This is a genomic window from Promicromonospora sp. NPDC050880 (assembly GCF_044456525.1).
GTDB lineage: Bacteria > Actinomycetota > Actinomycetes > Actinomycetales > Cellulomonadaceae > Promicromonospora.
In genome coordinates, this window is record NZ_JBITFV010000017.1 from 79,984 (window position 1) to 96,748 (window position 16,765).

The 16,765-nt window shown below is 74.2% G+C and carries 15 protein-coding genes and 1 pseudogene; 10 read left to right on the forward strand and 6 right to left on the reverse strand.

From position 1 onward, the window contains the following. Positions 1-13: 13 nt before the first annotated feature. The 6 genes from ACIBBF_RS21800 (at position 14) to ACIBBF_RS21825 (ending at position 7,870) form a co-directional block, all read left to right on the forward strand. Positions 14-694 (forward strand): IMPACT family protein, encoded by a 681-nt coding sequence (locus ACIBBF_RS21800; protein ID WP_397417509.1) that lies wholly within the window; start codon positions 14-16, stop codon positions 692-694. A gap of 67 nt (positions 695-761) precedes the next feature. Continuing rightward, complete coding sequence (locus ACIBBF_RS21805; RefSeq protein WP_397417511.1) at positions 762-2,156, forward strand: ABC transporter substrate-binding protein; 1,395 nt, start codon at positions 762-764, stop codon at positions 2,154-2,156. Beyond that, entirely contained in the window at positions 2,153-3,073 is a 921-nt protein-coding gene (locus ACIBBF_RS21810) for a carbohydrate ABC transporter permease (RefSeq protein ID WP_397417513.1), read from the forward strand. Before ACIBBF_RS21805 ends, ACIBBF_RS21810 begins: the two co-directional genes overlap by 4 nt. 29 nt (positions 3,074-3,102) lie before the next feature. Beyond that, the gene (locus ACIBBF_RS21815) at positions 3,103-3,951 is read left to right on the forward strand and encodes a carbohydrate ABC transporter permease (RefSeq protein ID WP_397417515.1); all 849 of its coding nucleotides are present in this window, start codon (positions 3,103-3,105) and stop codon (positions 3,949-3,951) included. Beyond that, entirely contained in the window at positions 3,948-5,414 is a 1,467-nt protein-coding gene (locus tag ACIBBF_RS21820) for a Gfo/Idh/MocA family protein (protein WP_397417518.1), read from the forward strand. The genes ACIBBF_RS21815 and ACIBBF_RS21820 overlap by 4 nt, the downstream gene beginning before the upstream one ends. Beyond that, on the forward strand, positions 5,411-7,870 hold the full coding sequence (locus ACIBBF_RS21825; protein WP_397417520.1) for an alpha-N-acetylglucosaminidase TIM-barrel domain-containing protein: 2,460 nt from the start codon (positions 5,411-5,413) through the stop codon (positions 7,868-7,870). The genes ACIBBF_RS21820 and ACIBBF_RS21825 overlap by 4 nt, the downstream gene beginning before the upstream one ends. A 37-nt stretch (positions 7,871-7,907) precedes the next feature. Here ACIBBF_RS21825 and ACIBBF_RS21830 read toward each other — a convergent pair whose 3' ends face one another. From ACIBBF_RS21830 to ACIBBF_RS21840, 3 genes are all read right to left on the reverse strand, one after another. Beyond that, a complete protein-coding gene (locus tag ACIBBF_RS21830; RefSeq protein ID WP_397417522.1) occupies positions 7,908-9,335 on the reverse strand; it encodes a UTP--glucose-1-phosphate uridylyltransferase in 1,428 nt (475 codons plus the stop codon). Between the two features lie 9 nt (positions 9,336-9,344). Further along, the gene (locus ACIBBF_RS21835; RefSeq protein WP_397417524.1) at positions 9,345-9,965 is read right to left on the reverse strand and encodes an L-threonylcarbamoyladenylate synthase; all 621 of its coding nucleotides are present in this window, start codon (positions 9,963-9,965) and stop codon (positions 9,345-9,347) included. A gap of 85 nt (positions 9,966-10,050) precedes the next feature. Beyond that, positions 10,051-11,037: a threonine/serine dehydratase gene (locus ACIBBF_RS21840; RefSeq protein WP_397417526.1), complete on the reverse strand. Its 987-nt coding sequence runs from the start codon at positions 11,035-11,037 to the stop codon at positions 10,051-10,053. Between the two features lie 95 nt (positions 11,038-11,132). Here ACIBBF_RS21840 and ACIBBF_RS21845 point away from each other — a divergent pair, with 95 nt between their 5' ends. Continuing rightward, the gene (locus ACIBBF_RS21845; protein WP_397417529.1) at positions 11,133-12,053 is read left to right on the forward strand and encodes a LysR family transcriptional regulator; all 921 of its coding nucleotides are present in this window, start codon (positions 11,133-11,135) and stop codon (positions 12,051-12,053) included. A gap of 81 nt (positions 12,054-12,134) precedes the next feature. After that, a complete protein-coding gene (locus tag ACIBBF_RS21850; protein WP_397417531.1) occupies positions 12,135-12,593 on the forward strand; it encodes a VTT domain-containing protein in 459 nt (152 codons plus the stop codon). Positions 12,594-12,657: 64 nt separating this feature from the next. On the opposite strand, the gene ACIBBF_RS21855 is transcribed toward ACIBBF_RS21850, so the two are convergent. Continuing rightward, positions 12,658-13,221 carry a DinB family protein gene (locus ACIBBF_RS21855; protein ID WP_397417533.1) on the reverse strand — a complete coding sequence of 188 codons (564 nt, stop codon included), beginning with the start codon at positions 13,219-13,221 and terminating at the stop codon, positions 12,658-12,660. Beyond that, positions 13,218-14,108: a class I SAM-dependent methyltransferase gene (locus ACIBBF_RS21860; RefSeq protein WP_397417535.1), complete on the reverse strand. Its 891-nt coding sequence runs from the start codon at positions 14,106-14,108 to the stop codon at positions 13,218-13,220. Before ACIBBF_RS21860 ends, ACIBBF_RS21855 begins: the two co-directional genes overlap by 4 nt. 150 nt (positions 14,109-14,258) lie before the next feature. Here ACIBBF_RS21860 and ACIBBF_RS21865 point away from each other — a divergent pair, with 150 nt between their 5' ends. Further along, a complete protein-coding gene (locus ACIBBF_RS21865) occupies positions 14,259-15,140 on the forward strand; it encodes a hypothetical protein (RefSeq protein ID WP_397417537.1) in 882 nt (293 codons plus the stop codon). Between the two features lie 7 nt (positions 15,141-15,147). Here ACIBBF_RS21865 and ACIBBF_RS21870 read toward each other — a convergent pair whose 3' ends face one another. Continuing rightward, on the reverse strand, positions 15,148-16,059 hold the full coding sequence (locus ACIBBF_RS21870; protein ID WP_397417539.1) for a DMT family transporter: 912 nt from the start codon (positions 16,057-16,059) through the stop codon (positions 15,148-15,150). A 353-nt stretch (positions 16,060-16,412) separates the two neighbouring features. Between ACIBBF_RS21870 and ACIBBF_RS21875 the strand changes: the two are divergent. Then, positions 16,413-16,765 (forward strand): annotated as a pseudogene (locus tag ACIBBF_RS21875) (hypothetical protein); the annotation flags it as partial.

Genomic DNA, 16,765 nt, shown 5'->3' on the forward strand with positions numbered 1-16,765 from the left:
GTAGGCTCGTACGGTGGACCTCCCCAGCACCATCGCCCGGCCCGTCGACCACGAGCTCGTCGTCAAGAAGTCCCGGTTCCTCGCACACCTCGCACCCGCCGCCACCGTGGCGGAGGCCGACGCCGTCATCGCCCGCCTGCGCAAGGAGCTCTGGGACGCCCGCCACCACTGCGTGGCCATGGTGCTCGGCACGCGCGCGGCCGGTGCGCCCCAGACCGCCCGCTCCTCCGACGACGGCGAGCCCGGCGGCACCGCCGGCGTGCCCATGCTGGAGGTGCTCCGGCACCGCCAGGTCACGGACGTCGTCGCCGTCGTCACCCGGTACTTCGGCGGCGTGAAGCTCGGCGCCGGCGGACTGGTGCGCGCCTACTCGGGCGCCGTGGCCGCCGCGCTCGACGTCGCCGCGACCTCCGGGGCGATGCTCCGCCGCGAGCTGCTGTACGAGGTCGAGGTACCGGTCCCCCACGCCGACGCCGGCCGCATCGACAACCTCCTGCGCGACTGGGCGTCCGGGCACGGCGCGGTGATGGAGCCGCCGAGCTACGGCTCCGTCGCGCACCTGCGGCTGCTGGTGCCGCACACCGAGCTGGACGCGCTGACCGCCGACGTCGCCGCAGCCTCGGCCGGTGCTCTCCTGCCTGACGTCGGCGACGCCAGGGTGGTCGACGTGCCCGTACCGGCGCGTCGGCCTTGACTGCCGCCGTGCGGGGGTGAATTGTCTGGGGCACCCAGTCTGCTCCTGCACCGTGGAGGGACCGACCATGCACCGTCGCATCCGCCCGACCGCCACCGTCGTCGCACTGAGTGCCACCGCAGCCCTCCTGGCCGGGTGCGGCGCACCCGGCCAGGAGCCCGCCGACACGATCACCTTCTGGACCCCGCAGTCGACGCCGGACCGCGTGGCCGCGCAGGAGGCGGTCGCCGAGCAGTTCACGCAGGAGACCGGCATCGAGGTCGACGTCGTCCCTCTCGCCGCCGCCGACCAGGACCAGGCCCTGGTCACCGGGGCCGCCTCCGGCGAGGTGCCCGACGTGATCCTCGCCGGCGCCGCGCAGGTGACCTCCTGGCAGGCCCAGGGCCTGCTCGACACGGACGTCGTCCAGGCCGCGATGGAGACGCTGGACCCCGCGACGTTCAACGAGAACGCGCTCGGGGCGGTCACCGTCAGCGACGGGGACACGGGCGAGAGCACGCTCGCCGCCGTCCCGAGCGACGGCTGGGTGCACCTGATCGCCTACCGCACCGACCTGCTCGACCAGGCGGGCGTGGACGTGCCCACCACGGTCGACGAGCTGGCCGACGCCGCCACCACGATCGAGCGCGAGCTCGGCGTCACGGGCATCGCCCTCGGCACCCAGCCGGGCACGGCGTCCGGCACCGAGGGCATCGAGTCCGTCTTCCAGTCAGCGGGCTGCCGGCTGGTGTCCGACGGCGCCGTGACGATCGACTCCCCCGAGTGCACGCAGGCCGCGGCCCGGTTCAAGGAGCTGCGCGACTCGTCGGTCGCGGGTGACTACGACGTCGAGTCCGCCCGCGCGGCATACCTGGCGGGCGACGCCGCGATGCTGCTCTTCTCGACCCACGTCCTCGACGAGCTCGCCGACCTCGACGAGGCCGTGCCGCCCACCTGCGAGCAGTGCGCCGACGACCCCGCGTTCCTCGCGAAGAACTCGGGCTTCATCACCGCGCTGGAGCCACCCGCAGGCGCCGAGACGGCCCAGTTCGGCGCCACGCTCGCCTACGCGGTCCCCGCCCGAGCGCATGCCGACGAGGCCCGGCGGTACATCGAGTACGTCATGGACGAGGGATACGCCGACACGCTCGCCGTCGCGACGGAAGGCCGCCTGCCGCTGCGCACCGGCACACCCGAGGACCCGACCGCGTTCCTCGACGCATGGGGCGGGCTCGGCTTCGGGCCGAAGGTCGAGTCCTCGGTCGCCGAGGTGTACGGCGACGACCTCGTGACCGCCATGGGCGAGGGCATGACGGCCGTGTCCCGCTGGGGCCAGGGCACCCCCGACGCGACGCTCGCCGGCCTCGTGGCCACCCAGGGCACCCTCGCACAGCAGCTCGACCCCCTGTACCGCGGCACCTCGCCCGCCGAGGTGACGCGGCAGATGGCCGCAGAGGTGACGGCGCTGCAGCAGGACCAGTGACGTCCGCCCGCGCCCGGGAGCACCGGTCCGGCTGGCTCCTCGTCTCGCCGTCGCTGGCGGTCGTGGCGCTCGTGGTGCTGCTGCCGTTCGCCCTCGTGGTGGTCTTCGGGTTCTCCGAGACGCGCCTGGTCGACATCCCCTACCTCGGCACGGAGCCCGTGGAGTGGTCGCTGGACAACTTCCGGCGGGCCGTCGCCTCGCAGGCGTTCTGGGGCGCGCTGTGGACCACCGTGCTGTACGCGGGGCTGACGGCCGCCGGGTCGCTGGCCGTGGGCCTGGTGCTCGCCCTGGCGCTGCGGCGGCCGTTCCCCGGCCGCGGCGTCGTCCGGGCGCTGCTGCTGGTGCCGTACGTGCTGCCCGTGGTCGCCGCGGCCACCATCTGGAAGACCATGCTCAACCCGCAGTACGGGCTGGTGAACGCGTTCGGCCGGGCCTACCTGGGCTGGGACACCCCGGTCGGCTTCCTGAGCACCACCAGCGCCGACGTCTGGGGCGTGCCCGTGCCGGTCGCGCTGCTCGTGGTGGTGGTGTTCGACATCTGGAAGTCCGCGCCGCTCGCCTTCCTCTTCCTCACCGCGCGCCTCCAGTCGGTGCCCGGCGAGATCGAGGAGGCCGCCGCGCTCGACGGCGCGAACCGCCGCCAGGTCCTGCGGTTCGTGCTGCTGCCGCAGCTGCGCGCGGTGGCGCTGCTCCTGCTGCTGCTCCGGTTCATCTGGTCGTTCCAGACGTTCGACGACGTCTACCTGCTCACCGAGGGCGCGGGCAGCACCCAGGTCATGGCCATCCAGGTCTACACCGAGCTCGTCACGAAGGCCGACATCGGCAGCGCCGCCGCGTTCGGGCTGCTCATGAGCCTGATCCTCGGTGTGCTGCTGGTCGGGTACGTGCTGCTGTCCCGCCGGACGAGCGAGACGTGACGCCAGACGTGACGCCAGAGAGGGGCACCATGAGCGGTGTACGTCCCGCCCGCGCCGCGCGCGCCGGCCGCGCCGTCGTCGTCGCTGTCGCGCTGCTGTGGTCGCTGGGCCCGGTCGCCTACGGCGTCGTGCTGTCGATGCGCCCGTACGGCGAGGTCACCCGCGACCCCCTCGGCCTGCCCTCGGGCCTGGACCTGTCCGCGTTCGCCACGGCGATGCGCGACGAGGCCGACGGCGGGTTCGGGCTCGGCCGGTTCGTGCTCAACTCCCTGGGCGTGGCCGCCGGGACCGTGGTGCTGAGCGTCGCCGTGTGCGTGCTCGGCGCCTACGCCGCCGCCCGCCTGCGGTACCGGGGCCGGGCCGTGACCAACGGCATCATCCTGGCCGTCTACCTGTTCCCGGGGATCGTGCTCGCGGTGCCGAAGTTCGTGATCCTGTCCCGGCTGGGGCTGACCAGCTCCCTGGTCGGGCTGCTGATCGTCTACGTCGCCGCGACCGTGCCCGTGGCGCTGTACATGATGCGCAACTTCTTCCTGGCGCTGCCGGCCAGCGTCGAGGAGGCCGCCGTCATGGACGGCTGCTCGCTGGGCCAGCTCCTGGTCCGCGTGGTGCTGCCGATCGCCGTGCCCGGCGTGGTCGCGACCGCGATCTACGTGTTCATGATCGCCTGGAACGAGTACTTCTACGCGCTGCTGTTCCTCGTGCAGCACCGCGACCTGTGGACGGCACCCCTCGGCATCGCGCAGCTCGGCGACTTCCAGGTGCCGGTCACGGTGCTGCTGGCCGGTTCCATCGCGGTGACCGTGCCCGTCGTGATCGTCTTCTTCCTCGCCCAGCGGTACATCGTCTCGGGCCTCGTGCAGGGAGCCGAACGATGACGGGCCCGCTGCGGCTCGCCGTGCTCGGCGCGGGTGGTCGCGGGGCGGACGCCTACGGCCGCTGGGTGGCCGCGCACCCCGACCGGGCGCGGATCGTCGCCGTCGCCGACCCGGACCCGGCGCGCCTGGACGCCCTCGCGGGCACGAGGGCGGCGCGCTACCCGGACTGGCGGGCGCTGGTGGCCGATCTCGGCGGGCCCGACGCCGCGCCCCACGCCGCGCCCCACGCCGCGCCCCACGCCGCGCCCCACGCCGCGCCCCACGCCGCGCCCCACGCCGCGCCGCACGCCGTGGCCGACGCGGTGGTCGTCGCCCTGCCGGACGCCCTGCACGTCCCGGCCGCGGCCGCCGTCGCCGAGGCCGGGCTGCCGATGCTCCTGGAGAAGCCCGCCGCCCCGACCCTGACCGGGCTCACTGACCTGGCCCGCGTGGTGCGCCGCACGGACGCCCGGGTCGCCGTCGGGCACGTGCTGCGGTTCGCGCCGTTCTGGCGTGCGGTGCGTGCGGTCGCGGCATCCGGGACGCTGGGCGATCTCGCGACGATCGAGATCCGCGAGAACATCGGGTTCTGGCACTTCGCGCACTCGTTCGTGCGGGGCAGCTGGAGCAGCGCGGAACGGTCGAGCCCGATGGTGCTCGCCAAGACGTGCCACGACCTCGACCTGATCCGCTGGCTCGCCGGGGCCCCGCCGCTGACGGTGACGAGCGAGGGGTCGCTGCTGCACTTCCGCCCGGAGAACGCGCCCGACGGCGCCCCGGCACGCTGCACCGACGGCTGCCCGGCGGCGGCCGACTGCCCCTTCTACGCACCGCGCTACTACGTGGACGCCCTGCGGGACCGCACCGGCCACCCGGTCACCGTGCTCGGCGACGACGTGTCCCCCGCCGGCCGGCTCGCGGCCCTGCGGCGCGGCCCGTACGGGCGGTGCGTCTACCGGTGCGACAACGACGTCGCCGACCACCAGCAGACGCTCCTGCGGTTCGCCTCCGGCCTCACCGCGACGCTCACCGCCAGCGCGTTCACGGCGGAGAACACGCGGCACCTCGCGATCACCGGCACGCGGGGACAGCTCCACGGGCACATGGACTCCGGCGAGATCCGGGTGGACCTGTACGCGCCGTCGGGCCGGCTGCCGCAGGAGCTGCTCCCGGCCGGTGTCGACGTCGTCGCCTCCGGGACGGCCGGACCGCTGCGGCATACGACCCACACGCTCGTCGCGCGGTCCGAGTCGGTGGCTGCCGACCACCGCGGTCACGCCGGGGGCGACGACGGCCTCATGGACGCCTTCTGCCGTGCCGTGGCCGACGGGACCGTGGGACGCGGCGAGCTGTCGTTCGCCACCGCGCTGGACAGCCACCTCATGGCGTTCGCCGCGGAGCAATCACGTACCGGCGAGGGCGTGGTGGACTTCCCGGCCTGGGCAGGGACGGCGCTCGGGGACGCGGGGCGGGACGTGGCATGACGGGGGTCGAGGGGCTCGGGTCGCACGGTGCGGGGACCGGAGGCGCAGGCACCGGGGGTTCCGGTGCCTGCGGGATCGCCCTTCCCGGTGGTGGCAGCGCGGGCCCGACCTGGGCCGGGGCCGTGCGTGGTGTCGCCGCACGCGCGGGCATCGACCCGGGGCGGGTCACGGTCGAGGCGCTGCCCGTCTCTGTCCCGGAACCGGCCGCTCCGGACGCGACCGTCCCGGACCGCGCCCCCGTGGGCGGGGCCGCCGACTACCGCGCCGCGCACGGCCACCTCACCCTCCGCGCCACCGACCCGGTGGCGGCGTCGGTGGCGCTGGGCCGGTACGCACGCCGGTACCTGGGTGTGCGGTTCACGTGGCGGCGGCCGACCCTGGGCCGCCCGCCCGGCCCCCTTCCCGACGCGCCCCGTACCGCACTGTCGTCCCCGCACGGCATCCGGTACCACCTCAACGTCGTGACCTTCGGGTACTCGACGCCGTTCTGGGGCTGGGAGCGGTGGGAGCGTGAGCTCGACTGGATGGCCCTGCACGGCATGACGCACCCGCTCGCGCTCGTCGCGCACGAGGCGGTGCTGGCCGAGACGTTCCGCCGGGCCGGGCTGCCCGAGGCGGTCGTCGCCGAGTGGATCGGCGGCGCCGCGCACCTCCCGTGGACGTTCATGGGCGGCATGCACTCGTTCGGCGGACCGCTGCCCGCACGCTGGGCCGACCGCCGCGTGGGCCTGGCGCGGCAGATCCTCGCCCGGATGCACGAGCTGGGCATGACACCGGTGCTCCCGGGCTTCGGCGGGCACGTGCCGCCCGCTCTCGCGGGTGCGGGTGGGCCGCCGGACCGGTACCCGCCGGGCGAGATCGAGTGGCAGGGCTGGCGCATCCCGCTGCTCCACCCCGCCTCGGCGCGGTTCCAGGAGCTGCACGCCGTCTTCGGGCAGGTCCAGCGCGAGCTCCTCGGCCCAGGGACCGGGTACTACGCCGTCGACCCGTACATCGAGTCGGTGCCGCCGTCGGGCGACCCCGAGCACCTGCGCGCGGCCGGCCGCGGGACGTACCGTGCGCTCGCCGCCGCGGCCCGGGCCGCGGGCGAGCCGGAGCCGGTCTGGGTGCTGCAGGGCTGGCCGTTCCACTACAAGGGCGCGTTCTGGACCCCCGACCGGACGGCGGCGTACCTGCGCGACGTCCCCGCCGACCGCTCCCTCGTGCTCGACCTCTGGGGCGAGCACGTGCCGCTGCACGAGGCGCTCCTCGCCGACGGCGCCCCGCTCGCCGGACGCCCCTGGGTCTGGTGCGCGCTGCACAACTTCGGCGGGCGGCCGGCCCTGTTCGGCGACCTGGCCGGCCTCGTCCGCGACGTCGTGAACCTGCCCGACGGCGTGCCTCACCTGCGCGGCGTCGGCCTCGCCCCCGAGGCGATCGAGAACAACGAGGTCTTCTACGAGCTGGCGACGGACCTCGCCTGGGACGACGGGCCCCACTCCCCCGCGGAGCTCGACGGCTGGCTGGAACGGTTCGTGCTGCGGCGGTACGGGCTGGGCGGTCACGGGCCGGACCGGGCCGGGCTCGACGGTGACGGCCTCGGCAAGCTCGGGTCGGATGACGGCCCAGCCCGGCCCGGCCGAGGTGTGTCGGGTGACGACTCAGACGATCTGGTGGGTATGGCGCTCCGCGCGTGGCACACTTTTTTCTCGACCCTCTACGGCCCCGGCCGCACGCGTTCCGTCCCGACGCCCGTGATCGCCCGGCCCTGGACCACCGGCCTCCCCTTTCCGGCTCAACGCAGCGCGGGCGAGGCCCTCGCGGCGCCGGCGCCGGCGCCCGCCACGCCGTCGTCCGACGTGGACGCCGAGAACGACCCCGCCGTCGGTGCCGCGCTCCCCCGCCTCGCCCGGGCCGCCGGGGATCTCCGGACGGTGCTCGACGCCCTGCCCGCCGACGATCCGGGGCGGGACACGCTGGCCGCAGACCTCGCCGACGTCACGGCGCACGTCCTGGCCCAGGGCACCCGGACGCACGTACGCGCCATCCTGGCCGCCGCCCGCGCGGGTGACCCCGCCGGCGTCCGCTCCCACATGGCAGGACTGCGCGCGGACCTGCTGGAGCTCGACGACCTCGCCGCGGCCCGCCCCGAGACGCGGGTCGCGACCTGGGTCGACGCCGCCCGCGCCTGGGGCGACACCGACGCCGAGCGGACGGCCATGGAGCGCGAGGCCCGGAGCCTGGTCAGCGTCTGGGGCGGGCAGCACAACGGCCTGCACGACTACTCCGGCCGGCACTGGCACGGCCTGGTCCGCGACCTCTACCTGCCACGCTGGCAGGCCTGGGCCGACTGGCTGGCCGGCCTCGCGGCAACGGGTCCGGTGCCCCCGGACGCCGATCCGGCGGCCCTGCGCCGCCGGATCGTAGCGATCGAGGAGGCGTGGCGAGCGGCCGGGCCAGGCGCGGCGGGACGATAGCTCGCGGTCAGAACCGTCGCGATCAGCGCCGTCGCGGTCAGAACCCGTCCGGACCGATCGTCGCCCCGTCGGGCACGGTGCCGCCGTCGCCGGACAGCGCCGCCTTCCCCTCGGCGCGCACGCCCGCGCCGAAGGTCCAGTCCCCGTGCACGGTGAGCGAGTCGGCGTCACGCAGCGAGGGCGCCCCGGCGGCAAACCGCCGGGTGAAGCCGTCGATCAGCTTGTAGTGGGCCTTGTCGAGGTCGACCAGGGGTGCAGGGGCCTGGGCCTCCAGCCGGTACTCCGGGGTCAGGTGGTACACGTCGGAGCGCAGCACGAGCAGGTCGTTGGTGGTCTTGACGGGCAGGAACCGGGACCGCTCGACCTCGATGGCGGTCGCACCCTCGAAGACGGCGACGGCCGCACCCATCGCGGACTCGATCTGCACCACCGCGGGCGACGAGGAGTCGGCCGGGTCGACCGTCTTGTCGTTGCGGATGAGGGGCAGCTCGAGCACGCCGCCGGTGCGCTCCAGCTCGGCCGCCAGGGCCTCGAGGTTGAACCACAGGTTGTTCGTGTGGAAGAACGGGTGCCGCGTGGCGTCGAGGGAGGCGGCGACGTCGTCCGGGTGGGTCTGGGCCGTCTCGCGCTGGACGATGCGGCCGTCCGCCTTGCGGATCACGAGCTGCCCGCCCTTGACGTCGGCGGGGGTCTTGCGGCACAGCTCCGCGGCGTAGGGGGCACCCGAGGCGGCGAACCAGCCGGCGATGGTGGCGTCGGGCGTGGCGCCGAGGTTGTCCGAGTTGGAGACGCACATGTACCGGAAGCCGGCCTCCAGCAGCGCAGTGACGACGCCCGAGGCGTGCAGCGCCGGGTAGAGGTCGCCATGGCCGGGCGGGCACCACTCCAGCTCGGGGTCCTTCTCCCAGGTGACGGGCGTGAGGTCGGCGGCGCGCAGCTTGGGCTCACGGTTCTGCAGGAAGTCCACGGGGAGCCCGTCCACGGCGATGTCCGGGTAGCGCTCCAGGGCCGCCAGCGAGTCGTCGCGCGTCCGGAACGAGTTCATGAACAGCAGCGGCATGCGGGCACCGGTCGCCCGGCGGGCGGCGCGGACCTGGCCCACGATGATGTCGAGGAAGGTGAGGATCTCCGTGCCGCCGGGCGCCTCGCGCACCGGCAGCAGCGACTTGGCCTGGTCCATGCCCATCGAGGTGCCGAGCCCGCCGTTGAGCTTGAGCATCGCGGTCTGCGCGAGGGCGGCGGCCGCCTCGTCGTCGCCGATGCTCAGCTCCGCCCGGTTCGGGATGTCGACCAGCGGCTCGACGTCGTCCTCGCGGATCAGGCCCGTCTCACCCGCCTGGAGCAGGTGGTAGAACCGCGTGAAGGTCTCGATGGCGGCGGGGGCGACCCCCGCCTCGGTCATCTTGGTGCGGGCCTGCTCGAGCCCGGCGGGGTCCGTGGTGGAGGAGGGCGTGGAAGACGGCATGGCAGAAGGCTATTCGAAGCGCGAGGGGTCGCCCGCGCCGATTCGGACGACCTGGGGATAACCGTCCGACCAGTCCACGACGGTGGTCGGCTCGGTCCCGGCGTCGCCGCCGTCGACCACGGCGTCCAGCACGTGGTCGAGCTCCTCCTTGATGGTCCAGCCGTCCGTCATCGGTTCGGCCTGGTCGGGCAGGATGAGCGTCGAGGACAGCAGCGGCTCACCCAGCTCGCGCAGCAGGGCCTGCGCCACGGCGGAGTCGGGGATGCGCACGCCCACGGTCTTCTTCTTGGGGTGCGCCAGACGCCGGGGCACCTCGGCCGTGGCCGGCAGGATGAACGTGTACGCACCCGGCGTGGCCGCCTTGATGGCCCGGAAGGCGGAGTTGTCCAGCTTGACGAGCTGGCCGAGCTGGGCGAAGTCCGAGCAGACGAGCGTGAAGTGGTGCTTGTCGTCGAGCCGCCGGATGCGGCGGATGCGGTCGGCGCCGTCGTGGTACTCCATGCGGCAGCCCAGCGCGTACGAGGAGTCGGTCGGGTAGGCGACGAGCGCGTCGTCGCGCAGCATCGCGACGACCTGGCCGATGGTGCGCGGCTGAGGGTCGACGGGGTGGACGTCGAAGTAGCGGGCCATGCGGCCGAGCCTAGCCGGGGGCATGGGTCGGCGCGTCCTGGTCGGCGTGCTCTGGCCGGCGTTCCCCGTCAGCGCCGAGCCGTCGTCAGTGCTCCTCGCCGAGCGCGCGGCGCAGCTCGTCCGCGCTGGCGTTCCCGCCCGTGCAGACCACGCCGACGCGACGGCCGGCGAACCGCCCGGGAGCCGCGAGGACGGCGGCGAGGGCCGCCGCGCCCGCGCCCTCGGCGACGGTGCGTGCTCCGGTGAGGTAGAGACGCTGGGCGGCGGCGATCTGGTCGTCGGTGACGAGCACGAAGTCGGCCAGGTGCTCGCGCATGATCGCCTGCGTGACCTCGAACCCGCACCCGACGGCGAGTCCTTCCGCACGGGTGGTGTTCGCCCGTTCGGCGAGGGTCCCGGTGTGCCACGAGTCATGGGCCGCAGGCGAGGCGGCGGACTGCACGGCGATCACCTCGGTGCCCGGCGCCACCGCGGCGGCCACGAGACTCGCCGCGGCGGCACCCGACCCGCCGCCGACGGGTACGACCAGCACGTCCAGGCCCGGCGCCTGCTGGAACAGCTCCAGGTACAGCGTGCCGACGCCCGCGATGATGTCCGGCTCGTTCGCCGCACCCACGAGGCGCGCACCGGAGTCCCGTGCGAGGGCCGTCGCCTGGGCCCGGGCGTCGTCGAAGGTGGCGCCGTGCAGCAGGACGTCGGCGCCCAGGTCGAGCACCGCGCGCAGCTTCAGGGGGTTGGGGTCGTCAGGCATGACGATGGTGCAGGAGGTACCGGTCAGGCGTGCGGCGTAGGCCACGCCCTGCGCGTGGTTGCCCGTGGAGTACGCGACGACGCCGCGGGCGCGCTCGGCGTCGGACATCCCCAGGAGCAGGTTGCTCGCGCCGCGGGCCTTGAAGGCGCCGGTGCGCTGCTGGTTCTCGTGCTTGACCACGAGGGTGGCGCCGGTCGCGCGGTCGAGCTCGGGGTACTCCCCCACGGGCGTGCGGACCACCGTGCCGTCGAGGCGCGCCTGGGCGGCCAGCACGTCGGCGATCGTGGGCAGCGCGGGGGCGATCGTCGCGGGGTACGTCATGGAACCAGCGTGACCCGACCATGACCCATAGGTCCAATACCTGTTACGAAGACTTTCGATCGATGCTGCCTATCTTTCTGGGTTAGCCTGGAGGCATGACCGCAGAGCTTGACCTCACCCGGCTGCGCGTCCTGGCGGCGGTGGCCCGTACCGGCTCCGTGACGGCCGCGGCCAAGGAGCTGCACTACGCCCAGCCGTCCGTGAGCCACCACCTGTCCCGCCTGGAGGCCGACGCCGGCATCCCGCTGCTCCAGCGCCACGGGCGCGGCGTCCGGCTGACCGAGGCCGGACGCCTGCTCGCCAACCGCGCCGAGGAGATCCTCGGGCGGGTGGAGGGAGCGCGCCGCGAGCTCGACGCCCTCGCCGGCCTGCGCGCCGGGCGCGCGCGGCTCGCCGCCTTCCCGTCCGCCCTGGCCACCGTCGTGCCCGACGCCGTGGCCCGGCTCGTGCAGGAACACCCGGGCCTGTCCGTGGGCCTGGTGGAGCACGAGCCGCCCGACGCCGTGGCCGCGCTCCAGTCGGGCGCCGTCGACGTGGCGCTCGTGTTCGAGCACGTGGACGTGCGCCACGCCCGGACCATGGACGACCTGTCCCGCTTCGAGTCCACGACGATCCTGGACGACCCGGTCAACCTCGTGACCGCCGCCGACCTGGAAGCCGCACCGGGACCCGGTCACGTGCCCGACCTGCGCTCCCTCGACGACGAGGAGTGGATCGCGGGGTGCGAACGCTGCCGGGCCGACCTGGTCGCGCGCTGCGCCGCCGTCGGGTTCGCCCCGCGGATCGCGTTCGAGACCGACGACTACGTCGCCGTCCAGGCGCTGGTCGCCGCGGGCGCGGGCGTGAGCCTGCTGCCCGGCCTGACCCTGCGCGCGCACCGGCACCCGGGCATCGCGACGGCACCGCTGCCGGGTGCGCTCCGCCGCGTCATGGCCCTCACGGTGGGGCCGCCCGCACCGCCCGCCGAGGCGCTGATTCGGCAGCTCGTCGCCGCAGGCGCTAACGTCCCCGTGTGACCACGGCCACCTCGCCGAGCCCCGCGCCGCCCCGTCCGCCGGCCCCGCCCCGCCCGCGGGCCTGAGCGCGGACCCGGCACCATGCTCCTCGTCTCCACGTTCTTCTACTCCGCCGCCGCTGCCGTGGCCGCATTCCTCGCGCTCGAGGGATACCTGGCCATCGCGGCGGCGGACCAGACGTACCCGAGCACCGTGCTCGCCGCCGTCGCGGCCGTGGGCCAGGTCGCCGGCAAGCTGCTCTGGTACTGGGCCGGAGCGGGGACCACCCGGCTCCCCTGGCTGCGCCGCAAGCTCGAGTCGCCCAAGGTCGCGGCCACGATGTCCCGCTGGCGCGACCGGACCGACGGCCGCCCCGTCTACACCGGCCTGGTGCTGCTCGCCTCCGCGTTCGCCGGCGTACCGCCGTTCATGGTGATGTCCGTGGTCGCGGGCGTGCTGCGCGTGCGGATCTGGCTGTTCGTGAGCACGGGGCTGATCGGCCGGTTCCTCCGGTTCTGGCTCGTGCTGGAGGCCGCCGACTACGCGTGGTTCCTGCTCTGACCGTGTTCCTGCACGGGACTCCTGCGCGGTATTCCTGCGCAGCGTTCCTGCGCAGCGTCGGCGGTCAGAGGTGGGTTGCTCCGTCCAGGGCCTCCCGCAGCAGGTCGGCGTGCCCCGCGTGCCGGGAGTACTCCTCGACCATGTGCACCAGGATCCAGCGCAACGAGATGCGGCCGCGCCGCCCCGGACGCACGGTGAGCCGGTCGAGCGCGGGCTCCTGCCGTGCCGCCGACTCGGCGAGGACCTGGTCAAGGATCCGCTCGGACGCCGCGACGGCGTCGCGGAACCCCGCGGCGAGCTCCTCGGGTGTCTCGGCCAGTGCGCTGTTCCAGTCCCAGTCCCGGTCCGCGGACCAGTCCACGGTGTCCCACGGCGGGGCGGGCTCGTTGCCGAGCAGGCGCACCGAGAACCAGACGTCCTCGACGTAGGCCAGGTGCTTGAGCATCCCGGCCAGCGTCATGGTCGACGGCGGGTGCGGGGTGCGGAGCTGCTCCACCGACAGCCCCTCGCACTGGCGCAGGATCGTCGCGCGGTAGTAGTTCACGAACGCCCGCAGCATCGTCACCTCGTCGGCGGCGAGCGGCAGGTCGGGCCGGGGGACGGCGCTGGTCTCGGGTGCGGTGCTCATGGCGCGACGGTACCCGGGGCCACCGACATCCCGGTGCCGACCGTCCCCAGAGCCAGGACGTGCTGGCTCATGTCGGTCACGCCGGGCGTCGTCGACAGGGCGCGGGCGATCGTCAGGGCCGCCTCGACGAGCGCCGGCGTGCCCGGGTCGTCCAGCGCGACACGCTCCAGCGCACCGCCGGCCGGCCCCTCGACACCGTGCACCACGACGTCGAGCAGACCCGCCTCCGTCGCCTCCGCGGCGAGCTCGGCCGCGTCGTGGAAGTGGGCGGCCGGGAACGGCAGGTCCGCCGGCGCCTCGCCGCGTTCGAGCGCACCCCGCCAGACCGACGCGTCGAACGCCTCGTAACCCCCGCCGACCAGAGCCCCCAGCCGCGTGATCCCTGCGGCCACGACCGTCCCGCCCGGCCGGGTCACCCGCACCGCCTCACGCAGCGCGCGCAACCGGTCCGCCCGCCCGGCAAGGTGGTAGAGCGGACCGAGCAGGAGGACGGCGTCGAAGGCGTCGTCCGCCAGCCCTACCTCCGCCAGATCGCGCGCGTCACCGACGCGCGCCTCGAACGTGCCGTGCTCAGCCGCGCGCGCCACCTGTGCGGGCACCGGGTCCACCAGCACCACGTCGTAGCCGTCGGCGGCCAGCGGCGCGGCGTGCACCCCGGTGGCACCGCCGACGTCGAGCACCCGCGCACCGGGCGCGAGCCGCTCCCGGACGAGCTCCTGGGTCCTGGTGTGCTCCACGGGACCCTGCGCCGACAGCACGGTGAGGCGGGCGTGCTCGTCCCAGCCCGTCCGGCCCGAGTAGTACTCCTGCACGCGCTCGTCCAGCCGCCCCTGGTCCGGCCCGCTGCGCGCCACGTCCCGCTCCGCCGCCTCGCTCCCGTGCTCCATGGCGCGACGGTAACGACGTCCGTCGGGGAGCCGCCAGGTGATTCCCGGAGCGCCGCCGTGTTTCCGGCAGGAAAACCTTTGCTCTTTCACCCGAGCCGAATCGTTACGTGTCCGGAACGCCTCTTTTGCTCGGAGTGTGACCATGGCAACATGCGCAGGGTGCACCTGATCCGAGAGTTCGCACCTGACGCCTACGAGTTCGCGCTGTCGTCCTGGTCGTGGATAGGGATCGGGGACAAGACCCCGCGCTTCGCCTCCTGCTTCGGCGACATGTTCCTCGAGTCGCTCGACGGGTGGTGGTTCCTCGACACGGTCGAGGGCACGCTGGAACGCCGCTGGAACACCCTGGACGCGATGTTCGCCGAGCTCGAGGAGCCCGACGGCCGCGCCGAGTACCTCCTCGAGGAGACCCTGAGCACCGCGCTCGCGCAGGGCCTGCGCCTCGGCGACGACGAGGTCTTCGCCTTCCTCCCGCCGCCCGCAGTGACGGGCACGATGTCCGTCGACTCCCTGGCGCCGCTGCGGTTCGCCATCGCCGCCAACCTCGCCGGCCGCATCCACGGCGAGCTCAACGGGGTGCAGCCCGACGCCGGCGCGTCGGCCCTCTTCGCGGCGCAGAACGTGGCCCGTCAGCACGAGGCCGCGCCCGCGTTCGACACCCCGAACCCCGCCACCGACCGGTGGGAGCCGGCCGCCCAGCAGGTGAACACCGGGGCGTACCCGGTCTACCAGCCGGCCCGCGAGCCGGGGTACGTCGGTGCGCACCAGTCCCCGGCCGCCGCGCGGACCCCGGCTTACGGCGGTGACGCAGCGCCCGTCCCGGACGGGTACACGGCCGGGTACCCAGCCGGGGCCTACGGCGCCGGGTCGGGCGGCCACGACTACCTCGACAGTTCGCACACTGTCGACTCCGGCCAGTTCAGCCAGTACATCGCCGACCAGTACAACACCGGCCAGGTCACCGCCGTCGACCACGCGCCCGCGCCGGTACCGCCGCAGCGGTACCAGGGCGGGCGCTGGTCGTTCGCCTGACCGCGGTCTATCCGTCGCCCCGCTCGTCCAGCCCGGCCACCGCGGCCAGCACGAGCACCGTCCCGACGACGCCGCCCGGCCCGAGCCGCTCGCCCAGCACCACCGCCGCCGCGACCGCGGCTGTGACCGGCTCCAGCAACGTCGCGATCACCGCCGCGCCGCTGCGCGTGGTGCGCAGCCCGGCGTAGAACAACCCGTAGGCCAGCGCCATCGTGAAGACGCCGAGGTAGCCGAGCGTGACGAGCGCCGTCGGGTCACCGGTCAGGAAGGGGCCGCCTCCCGCAAGCGCGACCGGCACGAGCCCGACGGCGCCCGCCGTCGTCGCCACGGTCGTGAACGCGAGCGGGTCCGCGCCGCCGGAGGCGAGCACGGTGCTGCCGAGCGTCGTCGTCAGCGCATAGACGGATCCTGACGCCGCGGCGAGCAGCAGGCCGAGCACCGGCCGGGTGCCGCCGGCGCCCGAACCCGACGCCGCGCTCACCAGCACGAGCCCTGCCAGGGCCGCGCCGACGACCAGCGTCAGTCGCACCGTGCCGTGGGTGACCGCGCGGTGGCGCGCACGGACCACGTCCACGACGGCGAGCAGGACCGGCGCCACGCCGAGGCTGACGACCGTGGCGACCGTGACGCCGGCGGTCGCCACCGATCCGAAGTAGAGCGCCTGGTAGGCGCCCGTCCCGAGCCCGACGGCGACGGCGCGCGCCGGGTGGGCACGCACCAGCGCCGCGAGGTGCGGCCCCTTGCGCAGGACGAGCGATGCCGCCAGCAGGACCACCGCCGCGACGAGCATGCGGTGCGCGCTGACCGTGAGGACGGACATCGGCGAACGGTCACGAAGGATCTCCAGGGCGAGGCCGCCCGTGCCCCACAGGATGCCGGCGAGGCAGACGAAGACCAGCCCTGTTCGAGTGGATGACATGTGTGCTCCAGGCCGGGCCGCAGCCCGGCGCGTTCCGAAGGATCTCCCGGGTCTTCCGGGAGCGGGGAACAGTCACGGAGCACGCCAGGACGCCGGCCCGCCGGGCCGGTCGTGGTGCCGCTCCGGTCAGACGACCGGGGGCGGGAGAACGGAGCGCTTCGGAGTCACGGCGGTGATGCTAGCAGCGGGGATCGGGCCCGTCCGCGGGTTGTCCACAGATTTGGATCTGGTGATGCGACGGCCAGATATCGAACATATATTCGACGTATGCGAACGGCTTGATAGGTCTAAGGGTGGTAGGGGGTGGGAGTGTGGGTGAGCAGGTGAGCACGGAGGTGGAGCGTCCTGCGTGCGTGGAAAACACGCTGGAACGCACGCTGGAACGTGTGCTGGGGCAGGTGCTGACCGGGCCGTCGGTGACCGCACGCCCGGCACGGACAGCGGTACCACTGTTGAGCTGGGGCGGGATGACAGCCGAGTACACGAGCACCGCTCCCGCGGCCCTGGTCGCGTGGCCCTCCCAGCACCCGGCCGCCAGGACAGGCACCGAGCCCACGCCACTGACCGAAGGGCTGGTGGGTGCGGGGTTGGTGGGTGTGCTGGAGCGGGTGGAGGTCGCTGACCTGGACGACGCCCTCCTGCTGGACGTCGCGGCCCGGTGGCAACAGGTCATCTCCTGGGCCACCGCGATGCAGTCCCGGGCCAC